Annotated in this window: 26 protein-coding genes and 1 riboswitch; of the genes, 19 read left to right on the top strand and 7 right to left on the bottom strand. The window is 70.8% G+C overall.

Annotated elements, in window-relative coordinates:
- The first annotated feature begins 93 nt into the window (after nucleotides 1–93).
- From lepB (ACFYW3_RS20595) to ACFYW3_RS20555, 9 genes are all read left to right on the top strand, one after another.
- Nucleotides 94–1,011: a signal peptidase I gene (gene lepB, locus ACFYW3_RS20595; RefSeq protein WP_351380743.1), complete on the top strand. Its 918-nt coding sequence runs from the start codon at nucleotides 94–96 to the stop codon at nucleotides 1,009–1,011.
- A gap of 62 nt (nucleotides 1,012–1,073) precedes the next feature.
- Nucleotides 1,074–1,838 carry a signal peptidase I gene (gene lepB / locus ACFYW3_RS20590; RefSeq protein ID WP_389386950.1) on the top strand — a complete coding sequence of 255 codons (765 nt, stop codon included), beginning with the start codon at nucleotides 1,074–1,076 and terminating at the stop codon, nucleotides 1,836–1,838.
- The gene (locus ACFYW3_RS20585; RefSeq protein WP_351754244.1) at nucleotides 1,828–2,328 is read left to right on the top strand and encodes an NUDIX hydrolase; all 501 of its coding nucleotides are present in this window, start codon (nucleotides 1,828–1,830) and stop codon (nucleotides 2,326–2,328) included. The genes lepB (ACFYW3_RS20590) and ACFYW3_RS20585 overlap by 11 nt, the downstream gene beginning before the upstream one ends.
- A gap of 55 nt (nucleotides 2,329–2,383) precedes the next feature.
- On the top strand, nucleotides 2,384–2,692 hold the full coding sequence (locus tag ACFYW3_RS20580) for a DUF2469 domain-containing protein (RefSeq protein ID WP_005311352.1): 309 nt from the start codon (nucleotides 2,384–2,386) through the stop codon (nucleotides 2,690–2,692).
- Nucleotides 2,693–2,806: 114 nt separating this feature from the next.
- Nucleotides 2,807–3,193 (top strand): YraN family protein, encoded by a 387-nt coding sequence (locus tag ACFYW3_RS20575; RefSeq protein WP_351754241.1) that lies wholly within the window; start codon nucleotides 2,807–2,809, stop codon nucleotides 3,191–3,193.
- On the top strand, nucleotides 3,193–4,824 hold the full coding sequence (locus ACFYW3_RS20570) for a YifB family Mg chelatase-like AAA ATPase (protein ID WP_351754238.1): 1,632 nt from the start codon (nucleotides 3,193–3,195) through the stop codon (nucleotides 4,822–4,824). Before ACFYW3_RS20575 ends, ACFYW3_RS20570 begins: the two co-directional genes overlap by 1 nt.
- Entirely contained in the window at nucleotides 4,821–6,002 is a 1,182-nt protein-coding gene (dprA, locus tag ACFYW3_RS20565) for a DNA-processing protein DprA (RefSeq protein ID WP_389386949.1), read from the top strand. The genes ACFYW3_RS20570 and dprA overlap by 4 nt, the downstream gene beginning before the upstream one ends.
- A 209-nt stretch (nucleotides 6,003–6,211) precedes the next feature.
- Nucleotides 6,212–7,048 carry an RNA polymerase sigma factor WhiG gene (whiG, locus tag ACFYW3_RS20560; protein WP_351754232.1) on the top strand — a complete coding sequence of 279 codons (837 nt, stop codon included), beginning with the start codon at nucleotides 6,212–6,214 and terminating at the stop codon, nucleotides 7,046–7,048.
- Nucleotides 7,049–7,110: 62 nt separating this feature from the next.
- Nucleotides 7,111–7,668: a TetR/AcrR family transcriptional regulator gene (locus ACFYW3_RS20555; protein WP_389387009.1), complete on the top strand. Its 558-nt coding sequence runs from the start codon at nucleotides 7,111–7,113 to the stop codon at nucleotides 7,666–7,668.
- 45 nt (nucleotides 7,669–7,713) lie between these two features.
- On the opposite strand, the gene ACFYW3_RS20550 is transcribed toward ACFYW3_RS20555, so the two are convergent.
- On the bottom strand, nucleotides 7,714–8,220 hold the full coding sequence (locus ACFYW3_RS20550) for a M23 family metallopeptidase (protein WP_389386948.1): 507 nt from the start codon (nucleotides 8,218–8,220) through the stop codon (nucleotides 7,714–7,716).
- 251 nt (nucleotides 8,221–8,471) lie between these two features.
- Between ACFYW3_RS20550 and rpsB the strand changes: the two genes are divergently transcribed.
- The 9 genes from rpsB to ACFYW3_RS20505 all read left to right on the top strand — a co-directional run bounded on the left by rpsB (nucleotide 8,472) and on the right by ACFYW3_RS20505 (nucleotide 18,265).
- Nucleotides 8,472–9,395 (top strand): 30S ribosomal protein S2, encoded by a 924-nt coding sequence (gene rpsB, locus ACFYW3_RS20545; protein WP_351754227.1) that lies wholly within the window; start codon nucleotides 8,472–8,474, stop codon nucleotides 9,393–9,395.
- Between the two features lie 135 nt (nucleotides 9,396–9,530).
- Nucleotides 9,531–10,367 (top strand): translation elongation factor Ts, encoded by an 837-nt coding sequence (gene tsf / locus ACFYW3_RS20540; protein WP_389386947.1) that lies wholly within the window; start codon nucleotides 9,531–9,533, stop codon nucleotides 10,365–10,367.
- 162 nt (nucleotides 10,368–10,529) lie between these two features.
- Nucleotides 10,530–11,309, top strand: coding sequence for a UMP kinase (gene pyrH / locus ACFYW3_RS20535; protein WP_053675272.1), 780 nt, complete (start codon nucleotides 10,530–10,532; stop codon nucleotides 11,307–11,309).
- Nucleotides 11,310–11,393: 84 nt separating this feature from the next.
- The gene (frr, locus tag ACFYW3_RS20530) at nucleotides 11,394–11,951 is read left to right on the top strand and encodes a ribosome recycling factor (RefSeq protein WP_053675274.1); all 558 of its coding nucleotides are present in this window, start codon (nucleotides 11,394–11,396) and stop codon (nucleotides 11,949–11,951) included.
- Nucleotides 11,951–13,027 (top strand): phosphatidate cytidylyltransferase, encoded by a 1,077-nt coding sequence (locus ACFYW3_RS20525; RefSeq protein ID WP_351754224.1) that lies wholly within the window; start codon nucleotides 11,951–11,953, stop codon nucleotides 13,025–13,027. The genes frr and ACFYW3_RS20525 overlap by 1 nt, the downstream gene beginning before the upstream one ends.
- Nucleotides 13,028–13,101: 74 nt before the next feature.
- Nucleotides 13,102–14,214: a 23S rRNA (adenine(2503)-C(2))-methyltransferase RlmN gene (rlmN, locus tag ACFYW3_RS20520; RefSeq protein WP_150517606.1), complete on the top strand. Its 1,113-nt coding sequence runs from the start codon at nucleotides 13,102–13,104 to the stop codon at nucleotides 14,212–14,214.
- Nucleotides 14,215–14,273: 59 nt separating this feature from the next.
- Nucleotides 14,274–14,382: riboswitch (TPP riboswitch) on the top strand.
- 84 nt (nucleotides 14,383–14,466) lie between these two features.
- Entirely contained in the window at nucleotides 14,467–15,570 is a 1,104-nt protein-coding gene (locus tag ACFYW3_RS20515) for a thiamine ABC transporter substrate binding subunit (protein ID WP_389386946.1), read from the top strand.
- Between the two features lie 53 nt (nucleotides 15,571–15,623).
- The gene (locus ACFYW3_RS20510; RefSeq protein WP_351754279.1) at nucleotides 15,624–17,240 is read left to right on the top strand and encodes an iron ABC transporter permease; all 1,617 of its coding nucleotides are present in this window, start codon (nucleotides 15,624–15,626) and stop codon (nucleotides 17,238–17,240) included.
- Nucleotides 17,240–18,265, top strand: a complete 1,026-nt coding sequence (locus ACFYW3_RS20505; RefSeq protein ID WP_389386945.1) for an ABC transporter ATP-binding protein — start codon at nucleotides 17,240–17,242, stop codon at nucleotides 18,263–18,265. The genes ACFYW3_RS20510 and ACFYW3_RS20505 overlap by 1 nt, the downstream gene beginning before the upstream one ends.
- A gap of 107 nt (nucleotides 18,266–18,372) precedes the next feature.
- Here ACFYW3_RS20505 and ACFYW3_RS20500 read toward each other — a convergent pair whose 3' ends face one another.
- The 6 genes from ACFYW3_RS20500 to ACFYW3_RS20475 form a co-directional block, all read right to left on the bottom strand.
- Nucleotides 18,373–19,278 carry a DMT family transporter gene (locus ACFYW3_RS20500; RefSeq protein ID WP_389386944.1) on the bottom strand — a complete coding sequence of 302 codons (906 nt, stop codon included), beginning with the start codon at nucleotides 19,276–19,278 and terminating at the stop codon, nucleotides 18,373–18,375.
- Between the two features lie 80 nt (nucleotides 19,279–19,358).
- A complete protein-coding gene (locus tag ACFYW3_RS20495; RefSeq protein ID WP_389386943.1) occupies nucleotides 19,359–20,450 on the bottom strand; it encodes an LOG family protein in 1,092 nt (363 codons plus the stop codon).
- 26 nt (nucleotides 20,451–20,476) lie between these two features.
- Complete coding sequence (locus tag ACFYW3_RS20490) at nucleotides 20,477–21,559, bottom strand: hypothetical protein (RefSeq protein WP_389386942.1); 1,083 nt, start codon at nucleotides 21,557–21,559, stop codon at nucleotides 20,477–20,479.
- Complete coding sequence (locus ACFYW3_RS20485) at nucleotides 21,541–22,278, bottom strand: ATP-binding cassette domain-containing protein (RefSeq protein WP_351754209.1); 738 nt, start codon at nucleotides 22,276–22,278, stop codon at nucleotides 21,541–21,543. Before ACFYW3_RS20485 ends, ACFYW3_RS20490 begins: the two co-directional genes overlap by 19 nt.
- Before the next feature lie 182 nt (nucleotides 22,279–22,460).
- Nucleotides 22,461–23,840, bottom strand: coding sequence for an aspartate aminotransferase family protein (locus ACFYW3_RS20480; RefSeq protein WP_008737612.1), 1,380 nt, complete (start codon nucleotides 23,838–23,840; stop codon nucleotides 22,461–22,463).
- Entirely contained in the window at nucleotides 23,825–24,328 is a 504-nt protein-coding gene (locus ACFYW3_RS20475) for an Lrp/AsnC family transcriptional regulator (protein ID WP_053675186.1), read from the bottom strand. Before ACFYW3_RS20475 ends, ACFYW3_RS20480 begins: the two co-directional genes overlap by 16 nt.
- 170 nt (nucleotides 24,329–24,498) lie before the next feature.
- Here ACFYW3_RS20475 and ACFYW3_RS20470 point away from each other — a divergent pair, with 170 nt between their 5' ends.
- Nucleotides 24,499–25,938: a gamma-aminobutyraldehyde dehydrogenase gene (locus tag ACFYW3_RS20470; RefSeq protein ID WP_053675188.1), complete on the top strand. Its 1,440-nt coding sequence runs from the start codon at nucleotides 24,499–24,501 to the stop codon at nucleotides 25,936–25,938.
- Nucleotides 25,939–25,992 lie beyond the last annotated feature (54 nt).

The raw sequence follows: 25,992 nt of genomic DNA, 5'->3' as shown, positions 1-25,992 counted from the left end.
TTAGGGAACTCCCGCTCGTTAGGGGAGGGGAGGGCCCGTTCCCGATCCGGCACGGGCGGTGATTTCCGATGTGAGGGAGTGGATGTGGGGGATGTGGCGGTAGGCGCACGATCCGGACGCGACGAGGGCGAGGAGCGGCCGGACGACGCCGTGGGGAGCGATGCCGAGTTCGCGAAGGACGACGCGGAGGACGAGGGCGCCGAGGCGCGCCCGCAGCGTTCGTTCTGGAAGGAGCTGCCGCTCCTCATCGGTATCGCCCTGCTGCTGGCCCTGCTCATCAAGACCTTCCTGGTGCAGGCGTTCTCGATCCCGTCCGACTCGATGCAGAACACCCTGCAGCGGGGCGACCGGGTGCTGGTGGACAAGCTGACCCCGTGGTTCGGCTCGGAGCCCGAGCGCGGTGAGGTCGTCGTCTTCCACGACCCCGCGAACTGGCTGTCCGGTGAGGCCACCCCGGAGCCCAACTTCATGCAGCAGGTGCTCAGCAAGATCGGCTTGATGCCGTCCGCGGACGAGAAGGACCTGATCAAGCGGACCATCGCCATCGGCGGGGACACGGTCGAGTGCAAGAAGGGGGGGCCTGTCGTCGTCAATGGCAAGGAGCTGGACGAGCCGTACATCTTCCCCGGCAACACCCCTTGTGACGACTTCCCCTTCGGCCCCCTCGTCGTCCCCAAGGGCTCGATCTGGGTCATGGGCGACCACCGGCAGAACTCCCAGGACTCCCGCTACCACCAGCAGGACTCGACGCGCGGGTTCGTTCCGGTCAAGGACGTCGTCGGGCGGGCCGTGGTCGTGGCGTGGCCGGTCACCCGTTGGTCCACCCTCCCGATTCCGGACACCTTCGACCAGCCGGGCATCGGCGACCAGGCCAAGGCGACCGCCCTCGGCCTCGGGGCCGCCGGCCTCGCGCCCGTCGGGCTCGGTCCGGCCGCGCTGGGGCTCACGGGCGCGGTTCCGCTGGTCATGTGGCGTCGACGGAGGCTGACCAAGGGCCGTACCGCCCGGTAGGGTGCCGCCCAGGTCACCGATCTCCGAAGTGTGGGGGCGCTGGAATGGGCGGAACACAAGACATGAGCGGTGGCAGCGATGGCCGCGGCGGTCTCGGCAACGTGTTGTCGGGAATCGCCGTGGCCATCGGCTTCGTGCTCTTCCTCGGCGGCTTCGTCTGGGGAGCCGTGATCTACCAGCCGTACACGGTGCCGACCGACTCGATGGTGCCCACCGTGCGCCCGGGGGACAGGGTGCTCGCGCAGCGGATCGACGGGGGCGAGGTGCGGCGCGGAGACGTGGTGATCTTCACCGACTCGTTGTGGAGCGACACCCCCATGGTCAAGCGCGTCGTCGGCATCGACGGCGACACCGTGAAGTGCTGCGGCGCGGGCGGCCGGCTCACCGTGAACGGCCGGGAGCTGGACGAGCCGTACATCGACGACGCGAAGCCCGCCGTGGCCCTCGAAGGCGCGGCCCCGCCGGGCAGGGCGGCCTCGGACACCCTGTTCGAGGTGACGGTCCCCGAGGGCAACCTCTTCCTGCTGGGCGACCGGCGGGCCGGCTCGCTGGACTCCCGCGCGCATCTCCAGGAGGCCGGTCAGGGCACGGTGCCCCGCTCGGCGGTCAACGGCCGGGTGGACGCGCGGGCGTGGCCCTCCATGACGATGCTGGAGCGGCCGACGACGTACCGGTCCCTGGCCGGCGGCGTCTCGTCGCCCGGGCCGCTGCGACTCCAGGTGATCGCCATCGTGCTCGGCGCCGCCCTCGTGGTGGTGGGCGCGGCGTACGGGCCCCTCGCACGGGTCCTCGGGCGCGGGCGACGGGAGCGGTCCGATGCCCGCTGAGCGGGCCGAGGGCCCGCGCAAGGTGGCCCGGGTGATCCTGCTGGACCCCGAGGACCGGATCCTGCTGCTGCACGGCTTCGAACCGTCTGATCCGGCGGACGACTGGTGGTTCACCCCGGGCGGCGGCCTGGAGGGGGCGGAGAGTCGGGAGGAGGCCGCGCTGCGGGAGCTCGCCGAGGAGACCGGGATCACCGAGGTGGAACTGGGGCCGGTGCTGTGGCGACGCCACTGCGCGTTCCCCTTCGACGGGCGGCGCTGGGAACAGGACGAGTGGTACTTCCTCGCCCGGACCACCCGCACAGACACCGACATGAGCGGGCTCACCGACCTGGAGCGCCGCAGCGTGATCGAGGCCAGGTGGTGGACCTCCGAGGAACTTCTCGCGGCACGTGAGACGGTGTACCCGACCAGACTCGCCGAGCTGCTCCGTAGGCTGCTCGACGACGGTCCTCCGGGTACGCCGGTGGTCCTGGCCCCGGAAATCGTTTAGGGGCGCGGGGGCCTGGCGCACAATAGGGGGACGCACGGCTGAAGGGGAACATGCCATGAGCGCCGAGGACCTCGAGAAGTACGAGACCGAGATGGAGCTGAAGCTCTATCGGGAGTACCGCGACGTCGTCGGGCTGTTCAAGTACGTGATCGAGACGGAACGTCGCTTCTACCTCACCAACGACTACGAGATGCAGGTGCACTCGGTTCAGGGGGAGGTCTTCTTCGAGGTCTCGATGGCCGATGCCTGGGTCTGGGACATGTACAGGCCGGCTCGCTTCGTGAAGCAGGTACGGGTGCTGACCTTCAAGGACGTGAACATCGAGGAGCTCAACAAGAGCGACCTCGAACTCCCGGGCAGTTGACGGGCACCCCGTCACCCCTGTGGGTGGCGGGGTTCTCCACAATCCCCCGGTTGTCCACCAAGATCCACTCGGTGGGCGGGGACGCGCGATCGTCGGTGCCGGAGGTGGTGCCGGATGAACGCGAAGAGCGTGGCACAGCAGGCGTTGGGGCGGTACGGCGAGGAACTGGCGGTGCGTCGGCTGGCCGAGGCCGGGATGACGGTGATCGCCCGGAACTGGCGATGTCGCAGCGGGGAGATCGACATCGTCGCGCGGGACGGCGACGCCCTCGTCGTGTGCGAGGTCAAGACGCGCAGGGCAGGACCGCCCGAACACCCCGCTTTCGAACACCCCATGGCCGCCGTGCGGCCGGGCAAGGCCGAACGGCTCCGACGGCTCGCCGGGCGCTGGCTCGCCGACCACGGCGGACCGCCTCCGGGCGGCGTGCGGATCGATCTGGTCGGCGTCCTGCTGCCGCGGCGCGGCGCGCCCGTGGTGGAACACGTCAGGGGGGTGGCCTGATGGGGTTCGCACGGGCCTGCTCGGTCGCCCTGGTGGGTGTCGAGGGCGTGGTCGTCGAGGTCCAGGCCGACCTGGAACCGGGGGTCGCGGCCTTCACCCTCGTCGGGCTGCCCGACAAGACCCTCGTGGAGAGCCGGGACCGGGTGCGGGCCGCGGTCGTGAACTCCGGGGCCCAGTGGCCCCAGAAGAAGCTCACGGTCGGACTCAGTCCGGCCTCCGTGCCCAAGTCGGGAGCCGGCTTCGACCTCGCCGTGGCGGTGGCGGTCCTCGGCGCCGCCGAGGTGGTCGAACCGGAGGTGATCGCCGACCTCGTCCTCATCGGGGAACTGGGGCTCGACGGCCGGGTGCGCCCGGTCCGCGGGATCCTCCCGGCCGTGCTCGCCGCGGCCGAGGCCGGGTACCGGCAGGTGGTGGTGCCCCGACAATGCGCGGCCGAGGCCATGCTGGTCCCGGACGTCTCCGTCCTCGGCGTGAGCAGCCTTCGCCAACTGATCGCCGTGCTCACCGACGGGGAGGTGCCCGAGGAGGAGCCCGAGCCGGCCGGTCGGCCCGATCCGATGCTGGCCGGGTTGCTCGTACCGGGCGCGGGGCTCGGCAGCGGGATCTCCCGCGTCGGCGGGGACGGCTCCGAGCATCCCGACCTGGCGGACGTCGCCGGACAGTACGCCGCCCGCCGGGCCCTGGAGGTGGCGGCCTCCGGCGGACACCACCTGTTCCTCAGCGGACCCCCGGGGGCGGGCAAGACGATGCTCGCCGAGCGGCTGCCCTGGATCCTGCCGCCGCTCACCCGACAGGACTCCCTGGAGGTGACGGCCGTCCACTCGGTCGCGGGAATCCTTCCGCCCGGCGAACCGCTCGTCGCCAGGCCCCCGTACTGCGCGCCCCACCACTCCGCGACGATGCAGTCGTTGGTCGGCGGCGGGGCCGGGGTGCCCAGGCCGGGGGCGGTGTCCCTGGCCCACCGGGGGGTGCTCTTTTTGGACGAGGCCGCCGAGTTCGGGGTCAAGGCGCTCGACGCGCTGCGGCAGCCGCTGGAGGCGGGGCACGTGGTCATCGCCAGGGCCGCCGGAGTGGTAAGGCTGCCGGCCGGGTTCCTGATGGTGCTCGCGGCCAACCCGTGCCCCTGCGGCCGGCACACCGTGCACGGGGGCGGCTGCGAATGTCCGTCCTCGGTGATCCGGCGCTACCAGGCCAGGCTCTCCGGCCCGTTGCTCGACCGGGTCGACCTGCGGGTCGAGGTCGAACCCGTCAGCCGCCGCGACCTCTTGGCCGGGCCGGGCCGGGGCGAGTCCAGCGCGGTGGTCGCCGCCCGGGTCGGTGAGGCCCGGGACCGCGCCGCCACCCGGCTCGCCGAGACCCCCTGGCGGCTCAACTCCGAGGTCCCCGGTCACCAGCTCCGCACCCGCTGGCAGGTGGCCCCGGGCGCGCTGGTCCAGGCCGAGCGGGACCTGGAACGCGGTCTGTTGACGGCGCGGGGGCTGGACCGGGTGCTCCGCGTCGCCTGGACCGTCGCCGACCTGCGGGGCCGGGACCGCCCCGAGGCGCCGGACGTGGCCGTCGCGCTGGAGCTGCGGACCGGGATCCCCCGCGGGGCGACGCGGATCGTGGGGGCGGCGGGGGGCGGAGCATGACCGGGGAGGCGGAAACCGAGGCGGAGACGGTGGCGCGGGCCGCCCTGACCCGGGTCCTGGAACCGGGGGACGGGCAGGGCGGGCGCCTGCTCCGGGAGCTGGGCGCCGTGGAACTCATGCGGCGCCTGACCGACCCCGATCCGGGAACCGGGGCGCCGGCCGGGGTGGGGCCCGAGCGGCTCGCCGGATACCGTGGACGGGCCGCCCTGGCCGACCCCCTGCGGGACCTGGAGACCGCCGCCGGGGCGGGCGTGCGGTTCGTCTGCCCGGGGTCGGCCCAGTGGCCGACCCAACTGGACGACCTCGGCGACGCACGGCCCGTGGGGCTCTGGCTCCGGGGCGGACCGGACCTGCGGACCTGGGCGCTGCGCTCCGTCGCCGTGGTCGGGGCCCGCGCGTGCACCCCGTACGGGGCCCACATGGCGCAGACCCTGGCGGCCGGGCTCGCCGAGCGCGGCTGGGTCGTCGTCTCCGGGGCCGCTTACGGCATCGACGGCGCGGCCCACCGAGGAGCCCTCGCCTCGGGCGGGGCCACGGCCGCGGTGCTGGCCTGCGGGGTGGACGTGGCGTACCCCAAGGGGCACGCCGGGCTCCTCGGCCGGATCGCGGGCCAGGGGTTGATCCTGGGGGAGTTGCCGCCCGGCAGTCATCCCACCCGGAGCAGGTTCGTGCTGCGCAACCGGGTCATCGCCGCCCTCACGCGGGGCACGGTCGTCATCGAGGCGGCCCACCGCAGCGGCTCCCTGGTCACGGCCCGGCGGGCCCAGGCGCTCGGCCGGTTCACCATGGGCACCCCCGGCCCGGCCACCAGCGGACTCTCCGCGGGGGTCCACGAACTGCTGCGCGGCGAGGCGGTGCTCGTCACGGACGCCGCGGAGGTGATCGAGCTGGTCGGCGGCATGGGCGAGCTGGCTCCCGAGCGGCGCGGGCCCGTGCTCGCCCGGGACCTGCTGGACCCGGGCGCGGCGCGGGTGCTCGAAGCCCTGCCGGCGCACCGGCCCGCGCCGGCGGAGGAGGTTGCCGTCGCCGCGGGCGCCGGCACCGATGAAGTCATCGGCAGACTGTACGAACTTCACTCTCTGGGGTTCGTCGAACGGCAGGGCGACGGCTGGCAGTTGACCATGCGGAGGTCGAGAGGAGGCGCACAAACCGACGCCACCCGGCGAGGCGGTCATTGACCTGGGGCGTTCCGGTGAAAGAGTGAAGCCGATGAGAGACGCGGTGTTCCGGTTGGCAGTCGTCGGGACCGTGCGCGAGGCGCCGGTCCGGGGCCGTCCGTGCCGGTCGGGGCGCCCCGACGGCCGCGCGGGATCCCGTACTCTTCGCGCACCGCGACACTTCCGTCACGCTACGCTCCCAACGAATCCGGCTCCGGCAAAGGCGAAGCATGCCCCAGCACACCTCAGGGTCTGACCGCGCTGCGGTGCCCCCCGCTGCCCGCGGCAGCGTGCGGTCCACCGCGCCCTCGTCCCTGGAGGTGCTGTGGCGCTCGTACAAGGACTCCGGTGACGAGCGACTGCGGGAGCAGTTGATCCTGCACTACTCGCCGCTGGTCAAGTACGTCGCGGGCCGGGTCAGCGTCGGCCTTCCGCCCAATGTGGAACAGGCCGACTTCGTCTCCTCGGGAGTCTTCGGACTGATCGACGCCATCGAGAAGTTCGACATCGAACGGTCCATCAAGTTCGAGACCTACGCCATCACCCGCATCCGCGGCGCGATGATCGACGAACTCCGGGCCCTCGACTGGATCCCGCGTTCCGTGCGGCAGAAGGCGCGGGCCGTCGAGCGGGCCTACGCCACGCTGGAGGCCCAACTGCGGCGCACCCCGACCGAGCACGAGGTCGCGGGAGAGATGGGCATCGCGGTCGAGGAACTCCACACCGTATTCAGTCAGTTGTCCCTCGCCAACGTGGTCGCCCTGGAGGAACTCCTGCACGTGGGCGGGGAGGGCGGCGACCGGCTCTCCCTGATGGACACCCTCGAGGACCACGCCGCTGACAACCCGGTCGCCGTCGCCGAGGACCGCGAACTGCGCCGGCTGCTGGCCAGGGCCATCAACACCCTCCCGGACCGGGAGAAGACCGTCGTGACGCTCTACTACTACGAGGGCCTCACGCTCGCGGAGATCGGCAACGTGCTGGGCGTCACCGAGAGTCGGGTCAGTCAAATCCACACCAAGTCGGTCCTCCAGCTTCGGGCGAAGCTGGCGGATGTGGGGCGCTGAAGGGGCCGGCCCTTGCGGGACGTCCGTAGAGTGGTCGTGTGCCCAGGATTCGAGCGGCCTCCGTGGCCGAGCACCGGTCGATGCAGCGCGGCGCCCTGTTGGACGCCGCGCGTTCCTTGTTGTCCGAAGGCGGTACGGAGGCGCTGACCTTCCCCGCACTGGCGGAGCGGACCGGCCTCGCCCGGTCGTCCGTCTACGAGTACTTCCGGTCGCGCGCGGCCGTCGTCGAAGAGCTGTGCGCGGTGGACTTCCCCGTGTGGGCCGCCGAGATCGAGGCGGCCATGGCCTGCGCCGAGTCGCCTGAAGCCAAGATCGAGGCCTACGTCCGCAGCCAGCTCGGGCTCGTGGGCGACCGGCGACACCGCGCGGTCGTCGCGATCTCGGCCAGCGAGCTGGACGCCGGCGCGCGGGAGAAGATCCGCGCCGCGCACGGGGGACTGGTCGCGATGATCGTCGAGGCGCTCGCGGGCCTCGGGCACGCCGAACCGCGCCTCGCGGCGATGCTGCTCCAAGGCGTCGTGGACGCGGCCGTCCGGCGGATCGAGCTGGGCGCCGCGGAGGATCCGGTCGTGGTCACGGACGCCGCCGTCGCCATGGCGCTGCGGGGCGTCCGGGGCTGACCCTCGGGAGCGCGTGCCCGTCCCGGCCGGCGAGTGGCCGGCGCGTCACTCCAGGCGCGGGTGCTCCCGACCGGGGTGCTCCTGGCCGGGGTGCTCCGGACCGGGACCGGGAAGCAGCCGGGGAGTCGGCCGGGGGAGCAGTCTCAGCGGGTTGAGGTAGGTCTCGCCGGCCAGGAGACCCCAGTGCAGGCAGGGCAGCGGGCAGTGCGCGCCCTCGGTGAGGACCGCCACCACCTGCCCCGCCACGACCTCCTCCCCCTCGACGACGAGTGGACGGACCGGCTCGTAGGTGGTGCGCAGCCCGCCCGGGAGGGTGAGCGAAAGGACCCCCCGCCCCGCCACCGGTCCGGCGTGGTGGACCCGGCCGGGGCCCGGGGCCCTGATCTCCGTGCCCACCGGCGCCGCGAGGTCCACGCCCCGGTGTCCGGCGGCGTACGGGGTCGGGGGCGGATCCCACCAGCGGGCCACGACCAGCGGGGGCGGCAGCGGGCGCACTCCCGAGGTGAACGCCTGGGACAGCGCGAGCAGCAGTGTGAGCAGCAGTGTCGTCATGCGGGCCAGCGTGCCGGGCGGTCGCCGGACCTCGCGGGGGCCTGTGGACGGCCGGGCCGGTGTGGACAAACGCGTCACCCGGCATACCGCCGGGTCCCGTACACTTCTTGTGGCGATCCGGGTCACCGGGTCGACTTCGCACGCCCCAGCACCGGCCGGTCAGGCCACGTGAAAGCGTCTCTCGGTCCCCTCTCAGGGGGCAGGGCGCGGCGGGGCGTCAGGAACCAAACCGAGAAAACAAGGAGATGGCCATGGCCGTCGTAACGATGCGGGAGCTGCTGGAAAGCGGCGTCCACTTCGGTCACCAGACCCGCCGCTGGAACCCGAAGATGAAGCGCTTCATCTTCACGGAGCGCAACGGCATCTACATCATCGACCTGCTCCAGTCGCTGTCGTACATCGACCGCGCCTACGAGTTCGTGAAGGAGACCGTCGCGCACGGTGGCTCCATCATGTTCGTCGGTACCAAGAAGCAGGCTCAGGAAGCCATCGCCGAGCAGGCGACGCGCGTCGGCATGCCGTACGTCAACCAGCGGTGGCTGGGTGGCATGCTCACCAACTTCTCGACCGTCTACAAGCGCCTTCAGCGTCTGAAGGAGCTTGAGGCGATCGACTTCGAGGACGTCGCCGCCTCGGGCCTCACCAAGAAGGAGCTCCTGGTCCTCTCTCGCGAGAAGATCAAGCTGGAGAAGACCCTCGGTGGTATCCGCGAGATGTCGAAGGTTCCCAGCGCCGTCTGGATCGTCGACACCAAGAAGGAGCACATCGCCGTCGGTGAGGCGCGCAAGCTCCACATCCCGGTCGTCGCGATCCTCGACACCAACTGCGACCCCGACGAGGTCGACTACAAGATCCCGGGCAACGACGACGCGATCCGCTCCGTCACCCTGCTCACCCGCGTGATCGCCGACGCCGTCGCCGAGGGCCTCATCGCCCGCTCCGGCGCTGCGACCGGCGACTCGAAGCCGGGCGAGAAGGCCGCCGCCGAGCCGCTCGCCGAGTGGGAGCGCGACCTCCTCGAGGGCGAGAAGAAGGCTGACGACGCCGAGGCCGCTCCGGCCGAGGCCGCTGCCGAGGCCCCCGCCGCCGAGGCCGTCGAGGCTCCGGCCGCGGACGCCGAGGCTGTCGAGGCTCCGGCCGCCGACGCTCCGGCCGCCGACGCCGAGCAGGCCTGACCCACTGAGAGCGCCCGGCGTTCACGCGCCGGGCACTCACAGCACGGACGATGACGGCGGGGGAGCCGCGCCACAAGCGCGACTCCTCCGCCGTTCACCCGTAGATCTACGACTTCGAGAGAGAATCACAGACTCATGGCGAACTACACCGCCGCTGACGTCAAGAAGCTCCGCGAGCTCACCGGCGTCGGCATGATGGACTGCAAGAACGCACTGGTCGAGTCCGACGGCGACGTCGACAAGGCCATCGAGGCGCTCCGCATCAAGGGTCAGAAGGGCGTCGCCAAGCGCGAGGGCCGTTCTGCCGAGAACGGTGCCGTCGCCTCCCTGATCGCCGACGACAACACCTCCGGTGTCCTCGTCGAGCTGAAGTGCGAGACGGACTTCGTCGCCAAGGGCGACAAGTTCCAGGCCGTCACCAACGAGCTGGCCGCTCACATCGCCGCGACCTCCCCGGCCGACCTCAAGGCGCTGCTCGCGTCCGAGATCGCTCCCGGCAAGACCGTCCAGGCGTTCGTGGACGAGGCCAACGCCAACCTCGGCGAGAAGATCGTCCTGGACCGCTTCGCGCAGTTCACCGGCGGTTACGTCTCGGCGTACATGCACCGCACGATGCCCGACCTGCCGTTCCAGATCGGCGTCCTGGTCGAGCTCGACAAGGAGAACGCCGAGGTCGCTCGCGGCGTCGCGCAGCACATCGCCGCGTTCGCCCCGCAGTACCTCGCCAAGGAAGACGTGCCGGCCGAGAAGGTCGAGTCCGAGCGTCGCGTCGCCGAGGAGATCACCCGCGCGGAGGGCAAGCCCGAGGCTGCCATCGCCAAGATCGTCGAGGGTCGCGTCAACGGCTTCTTCAAGGAAGCCACCCTGCTCGGCCAGCCGTACGCGCTGGACAACAAGAAGTCCGTCCAGAAGGTTCTGGACGAGGCCGGTGTCACCCTGGTGCGCTTCAGCCGCATCAAGGTCGGCATCTGAGTCCGTCCGTACGCGACGGACACCGGACCCCGGTAGGGTCTGAAGCAGTCGTCCACGCTTGCGCAGGACGACCGCAGATCTGACGAGGAGGCCATTGCCGTAGAGGGAACCGCGAGGACCCACCGGCAATGGCCTTCTTCGTATGTGCACGAGGAGATCTCCATGAATCAGGGCGTGGACACCCACACCGCTTCCGACGACAAGAGCGACCACGAGAAGAAGGGCCGGCGCTTCATGCTGAAGCTGTCGGGTGAGGCCTTCTCCGGCGGCGGCGGACTGGGCGTCGACCCTGACGTCGTGCACGCCATCGCCCGCGAGATCGCGGCCGTTGTCCGAGACGGCGCGGAGATCGCGATCGTCATCGGCGGCGGCAACTTCTTCCGCGGCGCCGAACTGCAGCAGCGTGGCATGGACCGTGCGCGGTCCGACTACATGGGCATGCTCGGCACCGTCATGAACTGCCTCGCCCTCCAGGACTTCCTGGAGAAGGAAGGCATCGACAGCCGCGTCCAGACCGCCATCACCATGGGCCAGGTCGCGGAGCCGTACATCCCGCTGCGTGCCGTGAGGCACCTGGAGAAGGGGCGCGTCGTCATCTTCGGCGCCGGCATGGGCATGCCGTACTTCTCCACCGACACCACGGCGGCCCAGCGCGCCCTGGAGATCGACGCCGAAGCCCTGCTCATGGGCAAGAACGGCGTCGACGGGGTCTACGACTCCGACCCGAAGGCCAATCCGGACGCGGTGAAGTTCGACGCGCTGGAGTACAGCGAGGTGCTGTCCCGAGACCTCAAGGTCGCCGACGCCACGGCCATCACGCTCTGCCGCGACAACAAGCTGCCGATCCTGGTCTTCGAACTGCTCGCCGAGGGCAATATCGCCCGCGCCGTCAAGGGTGAGAAGATCGGCACGCTCGTGAGCGACCAGGGCACCCGGGCCTGACCTCCGCATCGCCGGCCCGCGCGCGTCGCGGACCGGCCGCCCCGCCCGCCTGAACCATCCATATCTGACATGCAGGAGCACGTGGTGATCGAAGAAATCCTCCTCGAGGCCGAGGAGAAGATGGAGAAGGCCGTCGTCGTCGCCAAGGAAGACTTCGCCGCGATTCGCACGGGACGTGCGCACCCGGCGATGTTCAACAAGATCGTGGCGGAGTACTACGGCGCCATCACGCCCATCAACCAGCTCGCGTCCTTCGCGGTGCCCGAGCCGCGCATGGCGGTCGTGACGCCCTTCGACGCGTCCGCGCTGCGCAACATCGAGCAGGCCATCCGCGACTCCGACCTCGGGGTCAACCCGAGCAACGACGGCCGCATCATCCGGGTGACCTTCCCCGAGCTGACGCAGGAGCGCCGCAAGGAGTACGTCAAGGTCGCGCGCACCAAGGCCGAGGACTCCAAGGTCTCCATCCGCGCCGTCCGCCGCAAGGCGAAGGACGCCCTCGACAAGCTCGTCAAGGACAAGGAAGCCGGCGAGGACGAGGTGCGCCGCGCCGAGAAGGAGCTCGACGACACCACCGCGAAGTACGTCGCGCAGGTGGACGAGCTGCTGAAGCACAAGGAAGCCGAGCTCCTCGAAGTCTGATGAACGACTCTTCCTGGCAGCCGGAGCCGGTTCCGGCGGGTCCCGCATACGATGCGCAGGCGGGCCCGCAGACTCGGCCCATGCCCATCGTGCCCGATGCCGCCGGCCGTGACTTCGACGACCGGGAAGCACGCGATCGGGGGGCCGCCGCCGCAGGCGGCCCCTTCTTCCGCGACGAGACGCCGCCGCAGGAGCCCATGCCCAGCCCTCCGCCCCCGCCCTCACAGGCACCGCAGGACCCCTCGCCCCCACCGCCGAAGAAGCGTGCGGGGCGGGATCTGCGTGCCGCCATAGGGGTCGGCGTCGGCCTCGGTGCGGTGATCTTCGCTTCGCTCCTCATCGTCAAGGCGGTCTTCGTCGGCGTCGTCGTCGTCGCGGTCGTCGTGGGGCTGTGGGAGCTCACCTCCCGGCTCCAGGAGAAGAAGGGCATCAAGGCGCCGCTCGTCCCGCTCGCGGTCGGTGGCGCCGCCATGATCATCGCCGGATACGTCCGGGGGGCCGAGGGAGCCTGGGTCGCCATGGCCCTGACCGCCCTCGCGGTCCTGGTCTGGCGGATGACCGAGCCGCCCGAGGACTACCTCAAGGACGTCACGGCGGGTGTCTTCGCGGCGTTCTACGTACCCTTCCTGGCGACCTTCGTCACGATGCTGCTCGCCGCCGACGACGGTCCGCAGCGGGTGATGACGTTCCTGGCCCTGACCGTGGTCAGTGACACCGGGGCGTACGCGGTGGGCTGGCGCTTCGGCAAGACCAAGCTCGCGCCGCGCATCAGCCCCGGGAAGACCCGTGAGGGGCTCTTCGGGGCGGTGGCCTTCGCGATGGTGGCCGGCGCGCTGTGCATGGAGTTCCTGGTCGACGGCGGGGTCTGGTGGCAGGGCCTGCTGCTGGGGCTGGCCGTCGCGGTCAGTGCCACGCTGGGCGACCTCGGCGAGTCGATGATCAAGCGGGACCTGGGCATCAAGGACATGGGGACCCTGCTCCCGGGACACGGCGGGATCATGGACCGGCTCGACTCCCTGCTGCCGACCGCTCCGGTGGTGTGGCTGCTGCTGGCCGCTTTCGTCGGCACCGGCTGACACCGGCCTCCGGTTACTCTTGAAAGGCGTGCTGCTTCTGCGGCGCGCCTTTCGTCTTACGAGGAGTACCTGCCATGGCCCGCCCTGTTCCGGGAGAGCTCACTTTCGTCGCCCCTCGCGGGGTGAAGAAGCCGCCCCGGCACCTCGCCGACATGACCCCGGCCGAGCGCCGCGAGGCGGTCGCCGCGATCGGCGAGAAGCCGTTCCGGGCCAAGCAGCTCTCCCAGCACTACTTCGCGCGGTACGCGCACGACCCGGCGGAGTGGACGGACATCCCGGCCGCCTCGCGGGAGAAGCTCCGCCAGGAGCTGCTGCCGGACCTAATGAACGTCCTGCGGCACATCTCGTGCGATGACGACACCACGCGCAAGACCCTGTGGAAGCTGCACGACGGCACGCTCGTCGAGTCCGTGCTGATGCGCTACCCGGACCGGGTCACCATGTGCATCTCCTCGCAGGCGGGCTGCGGGATGAACTGCCCGTTCTGCGCCACCGGCCAGGCGGGTCTGGACCGCAACCTGTCCACGGCCGAGATCGTGCACCAGATCGTGGACGGCATGCGAGCGCTGCGCGACGGCGAGGTCCCCGGCGGGCCGGCCCGACTGTCCAACATCGTCTTCATGGGCATGGGCGAGCCGCTGGCCAACTACAACCGGGTCGTCGGCGCCATCCGTCGGTTGACCGACCCGGAGCCCGACGGTCTGGGGCTGTCCCAGCGCGGCATCACCGTCTCCACCGTCGGTCTGGTCCCGGCCATGCTGCGGTTCGCCGACGAGGGCTTCAAGTGCCGTCTCGCCGTGTCGCTGCACGCCCCGGACGACGAGCTCCGCGACACCCTCGTGCCCGTGAACACCCGCTGGAACGTCCGTGAGGTACTCGGCGCGGCCTGGGAGTACGCGGAGAAGTCCGGCCGTCGCATCTCCATCGAGTACGCCCTGATCCGCGACATCAACGACCAGGCCTGGCGTGGTGACCTGCTCGGCAAGCTCCTCAAGGGCAAGCGCGTGCACGTCAACCTGATCCCGCTGAACCCGACCCCCGGCTCGAAGTGGACGGCCTCGCGTCCCGAGGACGAGAAGGCCTTCGTGGAGGCCATCGCCCGCCACGGGGTGCCGGTGACCGTACGCGACACCCGCGGTCAGGAGATCGACGGCGCGTGCGGCCAGCTGGCAGCCTCGGAGCGCTAGCTTTCGTTTCCGGTCAGTCACATTCGGCCACCGGGGTACTCTGTGGCCGAACAAATTTCATATTCCGACAGGGGAGCGCCACAGCGCTGAGAGTGCGGTAACCGTCACCGCAGACCCTCTGAACCTCGCCCCGGTCATTCGGGGTAGGAAGTTCGGTCACCACTCAAGCTGTTGCGCCCTGCCCGGCGTCCGCTCCACAGAGCGCCGGGCAGGGCCGCGTCTTCTCCTGGACATCCCAGGAGGAATTCACCAGTGAGCACCACCAGGAAGTACGCGGGCCTCGCGCTCGTGGCCGCGCTGGGCGTCGGCACCCTCAGTGCCTGCGGCGACGGCGAGGCCAAGGACAAGCCGTCGGCGGGCGCGAGCGACGCACCGAAGTCCAAGACCGTCACGCTCGTCTCCCACGACTCCTTCAACGTCAGCGACGCGGTCCTCAAGGAGTTCGAGCAGCGGAGCGGCTACACGGTCAAGAAGCTGAAGTCCGGGGACGCGGGCGCCGCCCTGAACCAGGAGATCCTCACGAAGGGCTCCCCGCGCGGCGACGTCTTCTTCGGCGTGGACAACACCCTCCTGTCGCGCGCCCTCGACAACGGCATCTTCACCCCGTACGAGGCCAAGGGCCTGGCCGAGGTCAAGCCCGAGTTCGTGCTCGACAAGGAGCACCGGGTCACCCCGATCGACTCCGGCGACATCTGCGTCAACTACGACAAGAAGTACTTCGCCGACAAGAAGATCGCCCCGCCGCAGACGCTGGACGACCTGATCAAGCCGGAGTACAAGGACCTGCTGGTCACCGAGAACGCCGCGACCTCCTCGCCCGGTCTCGGATTCCTGCTCGCCTCCGTCGGCAAGTACGGCGAGGACGGCTGGAAGGACTACTGGACCAAGCTGAAGGCCAACGGCGTCGAGGTCGTCGACGGCTGGGAGCAGGCCTACAACGAGCGGTTCTCCGGCTCGGCCGGCGGCAAGAAGGCCAAGGGCGACCGCCCGCTGGTCGTCTCGTACGCCTCCAGCCCGCCGGTCGAGGTGCTGTACGGCGAGCCGAAGCCGGCCGAGGCCCCGACCGGTGTCTCCGCCGGCACCTGCTTCCGCCAGATCGAGTTCGCGGGTCTGCTGAAGGGCGCCAAGAACGAGGAGGGGGGCAAGGCCCTCCTCGACTTCCTGATCAGCAAGAAGTTCCAGGAAGACATGCCCCTGAACATGTTCGTGAACCCGGTCGTCAAGAACGCGGCGCTGCCGGAGCTCTTCACGAAGCACGGTGTGGTGATCGAGAAGCCGGAGAACGTCGCGCCGGAGACCATCGCCAAGAACCGTGAGCAGTGGGTCAAGGCATGGTCCTCGCTCGCCGTGAAGTAGGACGGGTGAGCCCGAGGGGGGGGACGCGGGCCACGCTGGTCAGGCTGGGCCTGATGGTGATCCCGCTCGCCTTCTTCGGGCTGTTCTTCGCCTATCCCGTCGCCGCGATCGTCGGGCGCGGGCTGAAGACCGACGACGGGTGGCAGTTCGGCCGGATCGGCGAGGTGCTGGGCCGGCCCGACATCGCCGACGTGCTGTGGTTCACCACCTGGCAGGCCCTCGCGTCGACGGCGCTCACGCTCCTGATCGCGCTCCCCGCCGCGTACGTCTTCGCGCGCTTCGAGTTCCCGGGCAAGCAACTACTGCGGGCGGTGGTCACGGTTCCGTTCGTGCTGCCGACCGTGGTGGTCGGCACGGCCTTCCTCGCGTTGGTCGGGCGGAACGGACTGCTGGACGAGACCTGGGGCGTCCGCCTCGACACCACCGTGTGGGCGATCCTGCTGGCCCACGTCTTCTTCAACTACGCGGTCGTCGTACGGACGGTGGGCGGGCTCTGGGCGCAGCTCGACCCGCGACAGGAAGAGGCCGCCCGGGTGCTGGGCGCCGGACGGTTCGCGGCCTGGCGGCGGGTGACGCTGCCCGCGCTCGGACCGGCCGTGGCCGCCGCCGCGCTGATGGTCTTCCTGTTCACGTTCACCTCCTTCGGTGTCGTGCAGATCCTGGGCGGGCCCTCCTACGCCACTCTGGAGGTGGAGGTCTACCGGCAGACCGCGCAGTTGCTCGACCTGTCGACGGCCGCCGTGTTGACGATGATCCAGTTCGCCGCCGTCGGACTGATCCTGTGCGTGCACGCCTGGACCGTGCGCAAGCGGGAGACGGCGCTGCGGCTCGTGGACCCGGCCCGCACCGCGCACCGGCCCAGGGGCGTGGCGCAGCGCGCCCTGTTGGGCGGGGTGCTGCTGACCGTGCTGCTGCTGATCGTGCTGCCGCTGGGCGTCCTGGTGGAGCGGTCCTTCGACGCCCCCGGCGGATACGGCCTCGACTTCTACCGGGCGCTGGCGGACGTGGGCGCGGGCGGGGGGACGTTCCTGGTCCCGCCGCTGGAGGCCATCGGGAACTCCCTGCGCTACGCGCTGGCGGCCACCGGCATCGCCCTGCTCATCGGGGGGCTCGCGGCCGCTGCGCTGACCCGGCGCGCGGGTCGCTTCGTACGGGGCTTCGACGCGCTGCTGATGCTGCCGCTCGGGGTGTCCGCCGTGACGGTCGGCTTCGGATTCCTGATCACCCTGGACGAGCCCCCGCTCGACCTGCGCACCTCGTGGATCCTGGTGCCGCTGGCGCAGGCCCTGGTCGGAGTGCCGTTCGTGGTGCGGACGATGCTGCCCGTCCTGCGCGCGGTCGACGGCCGGCTGCGGGAGGCGGCCGGCGTGCTCGGTGCCTCGCCGCTGCGGGCCTGGCGGGAGGTGGACCTGCCGCTCGTGCGGCGGGCCCTGCTGATCGCGGCCGGTTTCGCCTTCGCCGTGTCGCTCGGCGAGTTCGGGGCGACGGTCTTCATCGCACGGGCCGACAGTCCCACGCTGCCCGTGGCCGTGGCGAGGCTGCTGGGGCGGGCCGGAGAACTGAACTACGGGCAGGCGATGGCCCTGAGCACGATTCTGATGCTGGTGTGCGCGGTGTCCCTGCTGGTGCTGGAGCGGCTGCGACCCGACAAGACCTCGGGAGAGTTCTGATGACGCTGCTTCGGCTGGACGGGGTGTCGGTCCGCTTCGGCGAACGCGACGTCGTGGACGCCGTGGACCTGGAGGTCGCCGAGCACGAGATCGTCTGCGTGCTGGGACCGAGCGGCAGCGGGAAGTCCACGCTGCTGCGGGTGGTCGCCGGGCTCCAACCGGTCTCGGCCGGACGCGTGCTGCTCGACGGCGCGGACCAGGCGGCGGTGCCGGTGCACCGGCGCGGGGTGGGCCTGATGTTCCAGGACCACCAACTGTTCCCGCACCGCGACGTGGCCGGCAACGTGGGCTTCGGGCTGCGGATGCGGGGCTCCGCGCGGGACGCCCGCGCGAGCCGGGTCGAGGAGTTGCTGGACCTGGTCGGACTCCCCGGAGCCGGGCGCCGCGCCGTCGCGTCGCTGTCGGGCGGCGAACAGCAACGGGTCGCGCTGGCTCGGGCGCTCGCCCCGTCCCCGCGACTGCTGATGCTCGACGAACCGCTGGGCCAACTGGACCGGGGATTGCGCGAGCGGCTGGTGGTGGAACTCCAGGGGCTGTTCTCCCGGCTGGGAACGACCGTCCTGGCGGTCACCCACGACCAGGGGGAGGCCTTCGCGTTGGCCGACCGGGTCGTGGTGATGCGGGACGGGCGGATCGCGCAGGTGGGGACTCCGCTGGAGGTGTGGGAGCGGCCGGCCTCGGAGTTCGTGGCACGGTTCCTGGGTTTCGAGAACGTGGTCCCGGCGACGGTGTCGGGCGGCGCCGCGGCCACCCCCTGGGGGAAGGTCCCGGTGCCTGACGGCTCACAGGAGGGGGAGCGCCTGCTCCTCATCCGGGCCGCCGGGGTGACCGTGGCGGCCGAGGGGCTGCCGTGCGTCGTGGAGTCGCGGACGTTCCGGGGGACCCACGTGGCGCTGCTGCTGCGACCCGAGTCGGGGCCGCCGCTGGAGGCCGAGTGCGGGCCGGTCGGGGCACCGGAAGTGGGGGACCGCATCACGGTGGCGTTCACCCCCGGCGAGGTCGTCGTCCTGCCCGCTGAGGACTGACCGGCGCCGATACGGCTCCGCCCCCGGATCCACCGCCCCGTGCGGGCGGTGGATCCGGGGGCGGCAGCGTTTCCGTACGCCGCTACGGCGCGGTGGCCGTGCGGCGGTTACGCGACCGGCACCGGGTCCGGGGACTCCGACGGAGCCTCGGCTCCGTCGTGATTGCCGTACCAGGCCACCGCCACGGCGCCCGCCACCGCGAGGACGAAGCCCAGCACCGCCAGCCATGCCAGGCCGGGGCGGGAGGCGTCGCCCAACAGGAGGACGCCGATGGCGCCCGGGAGCACCGTCTCGCCGACCACCAGGGCTGCCGTGGCCCCGTTCACGGACCCGATCTGGAGGGCCACCGTGTGCAGGTACATGCCGCCGACGCCCGCCACGAGGATGGCGTAGAGGGCCGGGTCGGACAGCAGGGCGCCCAGGCCGAACGGCTCGACGCCGTTCAGGATGCGGACGCCCACCCCCAGCGCGCCGAAGGCCAGGCCCGACAGCAGACCGGCCAGGATCGCGGCCCGGCCGCCGAGGAACCGGACCGCCACCGTGCCGCCCACGATGATCAGCAGGGTGATCGCGAGCAGCCACCAGTGCGTGGCCATCGGCGCGTGATGGCCGCCCTCGTGCCCCGCTGCCGTCGCCAGCAGCACGAGCGCCGCGCAGACGACCCCGATGGAGGTCCACTCCTTGCGGGTGAGTCGGATGCCCAGCATCTTCACGCTGAGCACGGCGGTGATCACGAGGTTGGCGCTGATCACGGTCTGGGAGAGGAACAGCGGAAGGAGACGCGCCGCGAGCGCGCCCAGGCCGAAGCCCACGAAGTCCAGGATCGTGCCGACGATGAACTCCCAGGTCATCGCCGCCTTGGCGGTCGAGGACAGGTTCGGTCCGCCGTGCGCGGTCACCCCGGCCGCGGCCGGGGACATCCGGGCCGCCCGGCGCGAGCCGACGGCTTGCAGGACGGATCCCGTGCCGTAGCAGATGGACGCCGCGATGGCGGTCAGCAGGCCTATGAGCACAGAGGGCTCCGTTCACGTCTGGCAGGTTTTGCGGTACCTCTACCAGACGTGCGAATCCGCCGGGAAGTTGCCTCGTCGGGTCAGCGCATCGAAGCGAGTGCCGCCGGGACCTCGTCCACCGAGTCCACCAGGGCGATCCTCGACTCCATCGGCCGGCCGCGCGCCAGTGCCTGGAGCAGCGGCCAGGCCGGCAGGCGCTCCGTCCAGTGGGCGCGGTCGACCAGGACCATCGGGGTCGGTTCGCCGCGCGACTCGTAGTGGTTCGGCGTGGCGCTGTCGAAGATCTCCTGGACCGTCCCCGCGGCGCCCGGGAGGAACACCACGCCCGCGGTGGACCGCGCCAGCAGTCCGTCCTCGCGGGTGGCGTTCGCGAAGTACTTGGCGATGTGGCCGGCGAAGGGGTTGGGCGGCTCGTGCCCGTAGAACCAGGTCGGGATCCCCACCGAGTCGCCGCCGTCGGGCCAGCGTTCCCGCACGGCGAAGGCCGCTCGCGCCCAGTCGGACACGGAAGGAGTGAAGGAGGGGGCCTTGGCCAGCATCTCCAGCGCCTCGGGCAGCGCGTCGTCGGGGGCGGGGGCCAGGTAGGCGCCGAGGTTCGCGGCCTCCATCGCACCCGGGCCGCCACCGGTGGCCACGGTCAGCCCGGACCGGGACAGGGTCCGGCCGAGTTCCGCCGCGCCGAGGTAGTCCGTACCGCCGCGGGCCATGGCGTGGCCGCCCATCACTCCCACCACCCGGGCACCGGCGAGGTGCTCGTCCAGGGCGTCGGAGACGGCGTCGTCGTGGATGGAGCGCAGCATCGAGGCGTAGATGTCGCCGTCGGCCTTGGTCTCCTGGAACCAGGCGTACGCCTGGGCGTCAGGGGTGGCCTCGTAGCCCTCCCGCAGGCCGGTGAACAGCTCGTCCGCGGTGTAGAGCAGACCCCGGTAGGGGTTGAACGGCAGGTCCGGCACCGGCGGGAAGACCAGGGCGCCGTCGGCGCGGACCTTCGCGGAGGCGTCGGGCTCCATGGCACAGCCGAGGAACACGGCGGCCGAGGTGTCGGCCGACAGCAGCGCGAACGTCCGCTCCAGCAGGTTGACCGACTGGACCCGGTGGCCGCTCAGGGAACCCCGAGCGGCGACCTGGTCGAATTCGGCGAGCGTCTCGATCTCGATGTCTGGGTTGACCATTCGGCCCACACTAAGGGCTGCGTCAGTCAGCGGGTCAACGCGAGAGACGTCAGTTGCGCCACACACCAACTGAGGGATACGCATACGGCGAGCAGGGCAGTCGCGCGTACGGTGACGGCCGTACGCAGCACCGTTCCGGGGGTTCCCAGGTTGTTCAGGGTGTCCCGGACGGGGGTGCGGGACTGCCGGGACTCGACCGCCGATGTGAGGAGAGTCGCAGCCGCGCACAGCGCCACGAGCGCGGCGGCCGGACCCGTCAGCGGGCCGAGCAGAGGCATGAAGCCGTCGGTGTCGCGCACGGCGAGGGCGGTGAGCCAGGCCGCGCCGATCGCGCACAGCACGCCGAGCGGCCGGCCCAGTCGCGGCGCCTCTTCCTGGAGGGTTCGGCCGGCGAGCAGCCGGAGCGCACCCGGGCGGACGGCCTGCACCAGGGTTCCGCAGGCGAAGGCCACACCCGGCCCGGCGAGGGCGAGGCCCATCGCGATCAGCGCCCAGCCGGTCGGCACGGCGGCGCTGCCCCGTCCGGCGTAGGTCTCGACGGTCAGGCCGGAGGCGGTGAGGGCGACCCCCCAGGGGACACCGCTCTGCGGGGACAGCCCGGCCAGGGGCGGACGGGAGCGCAGGGCGAGGCCCACCGCCACCGAGGCGGTGAGCGGGACCAGGGCCAGCAGGGTCAGGGCGCCCGCCACCGGCAGTGGCTGTTCGGCGTGCAGCAACCGGGCGCCGGCCCCGTCGAAGGGCAGGCCGCCGAGCTCGCCCCGCAGGTGCAGGAACGCGGCCAGGGCGACGGCGCAGCCCAGGGCGCAGGCGACGGCGGTGGAGATCGCCGCGACGAGGGTGCGCCGTACGGGACCCAGGCCGACCGCGTCCATTCCCTCGCGGGGCCGGGTCGCGGGGTCGGTCCGTGCCACGGCGACGGCGAACTGCACGGTGACGGCGAGCGGGACGAGCGCCCACAGCAGCCGAGGGAACGATCCGGCAGGTCGGGCCATGGCTCCGGCCAGCACGTACAGCAGCAGGAATCCGGTACCGGCGGAGGCGGTGGCGACGAGCAGCCGACGCAACTGGACCAGCGGCCGGGAGCCTCGGGCTAGGCGGAGAGCGAGCACGCGGCCTGGTCCTCCGTGGTGAGCGGGGTGGCGGCGGCCGCGACCGCGGCCGGGCGTCCGTCGAGGAGCTCGATCCGCCGGTCGGCGACGGCGGCGACCTCCTCGTCGTGGGTGGCCAGCAGCACGGAGATCTCGTGCGAGCGGGCCGCCGTGGTCAGGGTGCGCAGGAGCAGGGCGCGTTCGGTGCGGTGCAGGGAGGCCGTCGGCTCGTCGGCGAAGATCACCGTGGGCTCGTTGACCAGGGCTCGGGCCAGGGCGACGCGCTGTGACTCGGCCCGGGTGAGGGCGCCGGGGCGCTTGCGGGCGAAGCCGCCGATGTCGAGACGGTCGAGCCATTCGCAGGCGGCGCTCTTGGCGGCGCGGTGATGGGCGCCGGCGAGGAGCAGCGGCAGTGCGGCGTTCTCCCACACCTTGAGTTCGGGCAGCAGCCCCGGCTCGGGGCCGATCCAGCCGAACCGGTCGCGGCGCAGCCGCTCGCGGACCGCGGCTCCCATGGTGTGCACGGGGACGCTGTTGAACCAGACCTCGCCCTGTTCCGGCGTCAGTTGTCCGACGAGACAGCGCAGCAGGGTGGTCTTGCCGCTTCCGCGGGGGCCGGTCACGGCCAGGATCTCACCTTGGCGGACGCCGACGGAGACGCCGATGAGGCCTGGTGAACCGCTGTGGGAGTAGTGCAGGGACCGCGCCCAGAGCACATCATTGTCTGCCGGAGCCACCATGGCGTACACCTCCGTCCGGGGGAACGAAGCGGAGCCGGTTCGGTCACTGGCGCCGCAATGAGATGTAAAGAGATGAACGTCTTGGATGGTGACAGCACACGGCCCGGACCCCCGCGTTCTCACTCGAACGGGGGATCCGGGCCGTGTGGTTCGGACGGTTTGCCGCTTGTCGCGGGTCTTGCCTACAGCTTGGTCCACGCCTCCGTGAGCACCGAGCGCAGGATGCCCTCGATCTCGTCGAAGGTGCCCTGGTCCGCGATCAGCGGCGGGGCCAGCTGGATGACCGGGTCGCCGCGGTCGTCGGCGCGGCAGTACAGGCCGTTCTCGAAGAGCGCCTTGGAGAGGAAGCCGTAGAGCACGCGCTCCGTCTCCTCGTCCGTGAAGGACTCCTTCGTGACCTTGTCCTTGACGAGTTCGATGCCGTAGAAGTAGCCGTTGCCGCGGACGTCGCCGACGATCGGCAGGTCGTGCAGCTTCTTCAGCGTCGAGAAGAAGGCGCCCTCGTTGTCCAGCACGTGCTGGTTGAGGCCTTCCTTGTCGAAGATGTCGAGGTTGGCCAGCGCGACCGCCGAGGAGACCGGGTGGCCGCCGAAGGTGTAGCCGTGCAGGAAGGTGTTGTCACCCTTGTAGAACGGCTCCGCGAGGCGGTCCGAGATGATGCAGGCACCGATCGGGGAGTAGCCCGAGGTCATGCCCTTGGCGCAGGTGATCATGTCCGGTACGTAGTCGAACTTGTCACAGGCGAACATCGTGCCGAGGCGGCCGAACGCGCAGATCGTCTCGTCGGAGACGAGCAGGACGTCGTACTCGTCGCAGATCTCGCGGACCCGCTGGAAGTACCCGGGCGGCGGCGGGAAGCAGCCGCCGGCGTTCTGCACCGGCTCCAGGAACACGGCGGCGACGGTGTCGGCGCCCTCGAACAGGATCTCCTGCTCGATCTGGTCGGCGCACCAACGGCCGTAGGCCTCCGGGTCGTCGCCGAAGATCGGGGCGCGGTAGATGTTGGTGTTCGGCACCTTGTGCGCGCCGGGGACCAGCGGCTCGAAGGGGGCCTTCAGGGCCGGCAGACCGGTGATGGACAGGGCGCCCTGCGGGGTGCCGTGGTAGGCCACCGCGCGGGAGATCACCTTGTACTTGGTGTGCTTGCCCTGGAGCTTGAAGTACTGCTTGGCGAGCTTCCAGGCGGTCTCGACGGCCTCGCCGCCACCGGTGGTGAAGAAGACCTTGTTCAGGTCGCCCGGGGCGTAGTGGGCGAGGCGCTCGGCGAGTTCGACGGCCTTGGGGTGCGCGTACGACCAGATGGGGAAGAACGCGAGTTCCTGCGCCTGCTTGTAGGCGACCTCGGCCAGTTCCTTGCGGCCGTGACCGGCGTTGACCACGAACAGTCCGGCGAGACCGTCGAGGTAGCGCTTGCCCTTGTCGTCCCAGATGTAGGTGCCCTCGCCCCGGACGATGGTGGGGACGGGGGAGTTCTCGTAGGACGACATGCGGGTGAAGTGCATCCACAGGTGGTCGTACGCGGTCTTGGAGAGGTCCTGGCTCACGGTTATCGGGTTCCCCACATGTAGGTCTGCTTCTTCAGCTTCAGGTAAACGAAGCTTTCGGTTGATCGCACGCCGGGGAGCGCGCGGATCTTCTTGTTGATCGTTTCCAACAGGTGGTCGTCGTCCTCGCAGACGATCTCCACCATCAGGTCGAACGAGCCCGCGGTCATGACCACGTACTCGCACTCGGCCATCGAGGTCAGTGCGTCGGCCACCGGGTCGAGGTCGCCCTCGACGTTGATGCCGACCATTGCCTGGCGCCGCAGGCCCACGGTGAGCGGGTCCGTTACGGCGACGATCTGCATGACGCCCTGGTCGAGCAGCTTCTGTACGCGCTGGCGCACGGCCGCCTCGGACAGGCCGACGGCCTTGCCGATGGCTGCGTAGGGGCGGCGTCCGTCCTCTTGCAGTTGCTCGATGATCGCCAGGGACACAGCATCGACCGAAGGGGACGGTTGTCTGTTCCTGGAATCTGCGCTTCGACTGACCACGACCTCACTGTGCACGAGGAGTCGTCTGTTCCGCAAGCCATAACCGATGAAATTCGTTGTTCGGCGTCTCGGATTGCACGGATTTCGTAGTTGGGGGTGTCCGGCCCTGTCGAAAGCGTCGGCCGAGAGGCTAGGCTTGGGGAATCGTCTCAATCGTTGGACATGTGATCAGGAGAGTGGCTGTAGTGACCACCGAACTGCGTCGTCTGCGCAACTACATCGGCGGGGAGTTCAAGGACGCCGCCGACGGGCGGACCACCGAGGTGGTCAACCCCGCCACCGGCGAGGCGTACGCCACCGCACCCCTGTCCGGCCAGGCCGATGTGGACGCGGCCATGGCCGCCGCCGCCGCGGCCTTCCCGGGCTGGCGCGACACCACCCCCGCGGAGCGGCAGAAGGCCCTGCTCAAGATCGCGGACGCCTTCGAGGCGCGCGCGGACGAGCTCGTCGCCGCCGAGTCGGAGAACACCGGCAAGCCGCTGGGCCTCACGGCCAGCGAGGAACTGCCGCCGATGGTGGACCAGATCCGCTTCTTCGCGGGGGCGGCCCGACTGCTGGAAGGCCGCTCGGCCGGCGAGTACATGGACGGGATGACCTCGATCGTCCGCCGTGAGCCGGTCGGCGTCTGCGCCCAGGTCGCGCCGTGGAACTACCCGATGATGATGGCCGTGTGGAAGTTCGCCCCGGCCATCGCCGCGGGCAACACCGTGGTGCTCAAGCCCTCGGACACCACCCCGGCCTCCACCGTGCTGATGGCCGAGATCATCGACTCGGTCCTGCCCAAGGGCGTCTTCAACGTCGTCTGCGGCGACCGCGAGACCGGCAAGGCCATGGTGGAGCACTCCACCCCGGCCATGGCCTCCATCACCGGCTCGGTACGCGCCGGCATGCAGGTCGCCGAGAGCGCCTCGAAGGACGTCAAGCGCGTCCACCTGGAGCTCGGCGGCAAGGCTCCCGTCGTGGTCTTCGAGGACGCCGACCTGGCCAAGGCCGTCGAGGACATCGCGGTTGCCGGCTACTTCAACGCCGGCCAGGACTGCACCGCCGCCACCCGCGTGCTGGTGCACGAGTCCATCCACGACGAGTTCGTGGCCGCGCTCGCCAAGGCCGCCTCGGACACCAAGACCGGGCAGCCGGACGACGAGGACGTGCTGTACGGGCCGCTCAACAACCCGAACCAGCTCAAGCAGGTCGCCGGCTTCATCGAGCGCCTCCCCGCCCACGCCAAGGTCGAGGCGGGCGGCCACCGGGTCGGCGAGAAGGGTTATTTCTACGCCCCGACCGTGGTCTCCGGCCTGAAGCAGGACGACGAGATCATCCAGAACGAGGTCTTCGGCCCCGTCATCACCGTGCAGTCCTTCACGGACGAGGCCCAGGCCCTGGAGTACGCGAACGGCGTCGAGTTCGCCCTCGCCTCCTCGGTGTGGACCAAGAACCACGGCCGCGCGATGCGCATGTCCAAGAACCTCGACTTCGGCTGCGTGTGGATCAACACCCACATCCCGCTCGTCGCCGAGATGCCCCACGGCGGTTTCAAGAAGTCCGGCTACGGCAAGGACCTCTCCGCCTACGGCTTCGAGGACTACACCCGCATCAAGCACGTCATGACCTCGCTCGACGGCTGACCACTCACCGCGGCGACCGCACTGATCAGCGCACAGCGCTGAGGGGGCGGGCAG

The sequence above is a fragment of the Streptomyces sp. NPDC002602 genome (genome assembly GCF_042889445.1).
Classification (GTDB): Bacteria; Actinomycetota; Actinomycetes; order Streptomycetales; family Streptomycetaceae; genus Streptomyces.
Note: the sequence above shows the minus strand (reverse complement) of the source record. Positions and strands in the feature narration are given on the sequence as shown.

Excerpts from the sequence above, each read along its gene's own strand:
- lepB (WP_389386950.1), top strand. The coding sequence starts at position 1,074 with ATGAGCGGTGGCAGCGATGGCCGCGGCGGTCTCGGCAACGTGTTGTCG.
- ACFYW3_RS20585 (WP_351754244.1), top strand. The coding sequence starts at position 1,828 with ATGCCCGCTGAGCGGGCCGAGGGCCCGCGCAAGGTGGCCCGGGTGATC.
- ACFYW3_RS20580 (WP_005311352.1), top strand. The coding sequence starts at position 2,384 with ATGAGCGCCGAGGACCTCGAGAAGTACGAGACCGAGATGGAGCTGAAG.
- ACFYW3_RS20575 (WP_351754241.1), top strand. The coding sequence starts at position 2,807 with ATGAACGCGAAGAGCGTGGCACAGCAGGCGTTGGGGCGGTACGGCGAG.
- ACFYW3_RS20570 (WP_351754238.1), top strand. The coding sequence starts at position 3,193 with ATGGGGTTCGCACGGGCCTGCTCGGTCGCCCTGGTGGGTGTCGAGGGC.
- dprA (WP_389386949.1), top strand. The coding sequence starts at position 4,821 with ATGACCGGGGAGGCGGAAACCGAGGCGGAGACGGTGGCGCGGGCCGCC.
- whiG (WP_351754232.1), top strand. The coding sequence starts at position 6,212 with ATGCCCCAGCACACCTCAGGGTCTGACCGCGCTGCGGTGCCCCCCGCT.
- ACFYW3_RS20550 (WP_389386948.1), bottom strand. The coding sequence starts at position 8,220 with ATGACGACACTGCTGCTCACACTGCTGCTCGCGCTGTCCCAGGCGTTC.
- rpsB (WP_351754227.1), top strand. The coding sequence starts at position 8,472 with ATGGCCGTCGTAACGATGCGGGAGCTGCTGGAAAGCGGCGTCCACTTC.
- tsf (WP_389386947.1), top strand. The coding sequence starts at position 9,531 with ATGGCGAACTACACCGCCGCTGACGTCAAGAAGCTCCGCGAGCTCACC.
- pyrH (WP_053675272.1), top strand. The coding sequence starts at position 10,530 with ATGAATCAGGGCGTGGACACCCACACCGCTTCCGACGACAAGAGCGAC.
- ACFYW3_RS20525 (WP_351754224.1), top strand. The coding sequence starts at position 11,951 with ATGAACGACTCTTCCTGGCAGCCGGAGCCGGTTCCGGCGGGTCCCGCA.
- rlmN (WP_150517606.1), top strand. The coding sequence starts at position 13,102 with ATGGCCCGCCCTGTTCCGGGAGAGCTCACTTTCGTCGCCCCTCGCGGG.
- ACFYW3_RS20510 (WP_351754279.1), top strand. The coding sequence starts at position 15,624 with ATGGTGATCCCGCTCGCCTTCTTCGGGCTGTTCTTCGCCTATCCCGTC.
- ACFYW3_RS20505 (WP_389386945.1), top strand. The coding sequence starts at position 17,240 with ATGACGCTGCTTCGGCTGGACGGGGTGTCGGTCCGCTTCGGCGAACGC.
- ACFYW3_RS20495 (WP_389386943.1), bottom strand. The coding sequence starts at position 20,450 with ATGGTCAACCCAGACATCGAGATCGAGACGCTCGCCGAATTCGACCAG.
- ACFYW3_RS20485 (WP_351754209.1), bottom strand. The coding sequence starts at position 22,278 with ATGGTGGCTCCGGCAGACAATGATGTGCTCTGGGCGCGGTCCCTGCAC.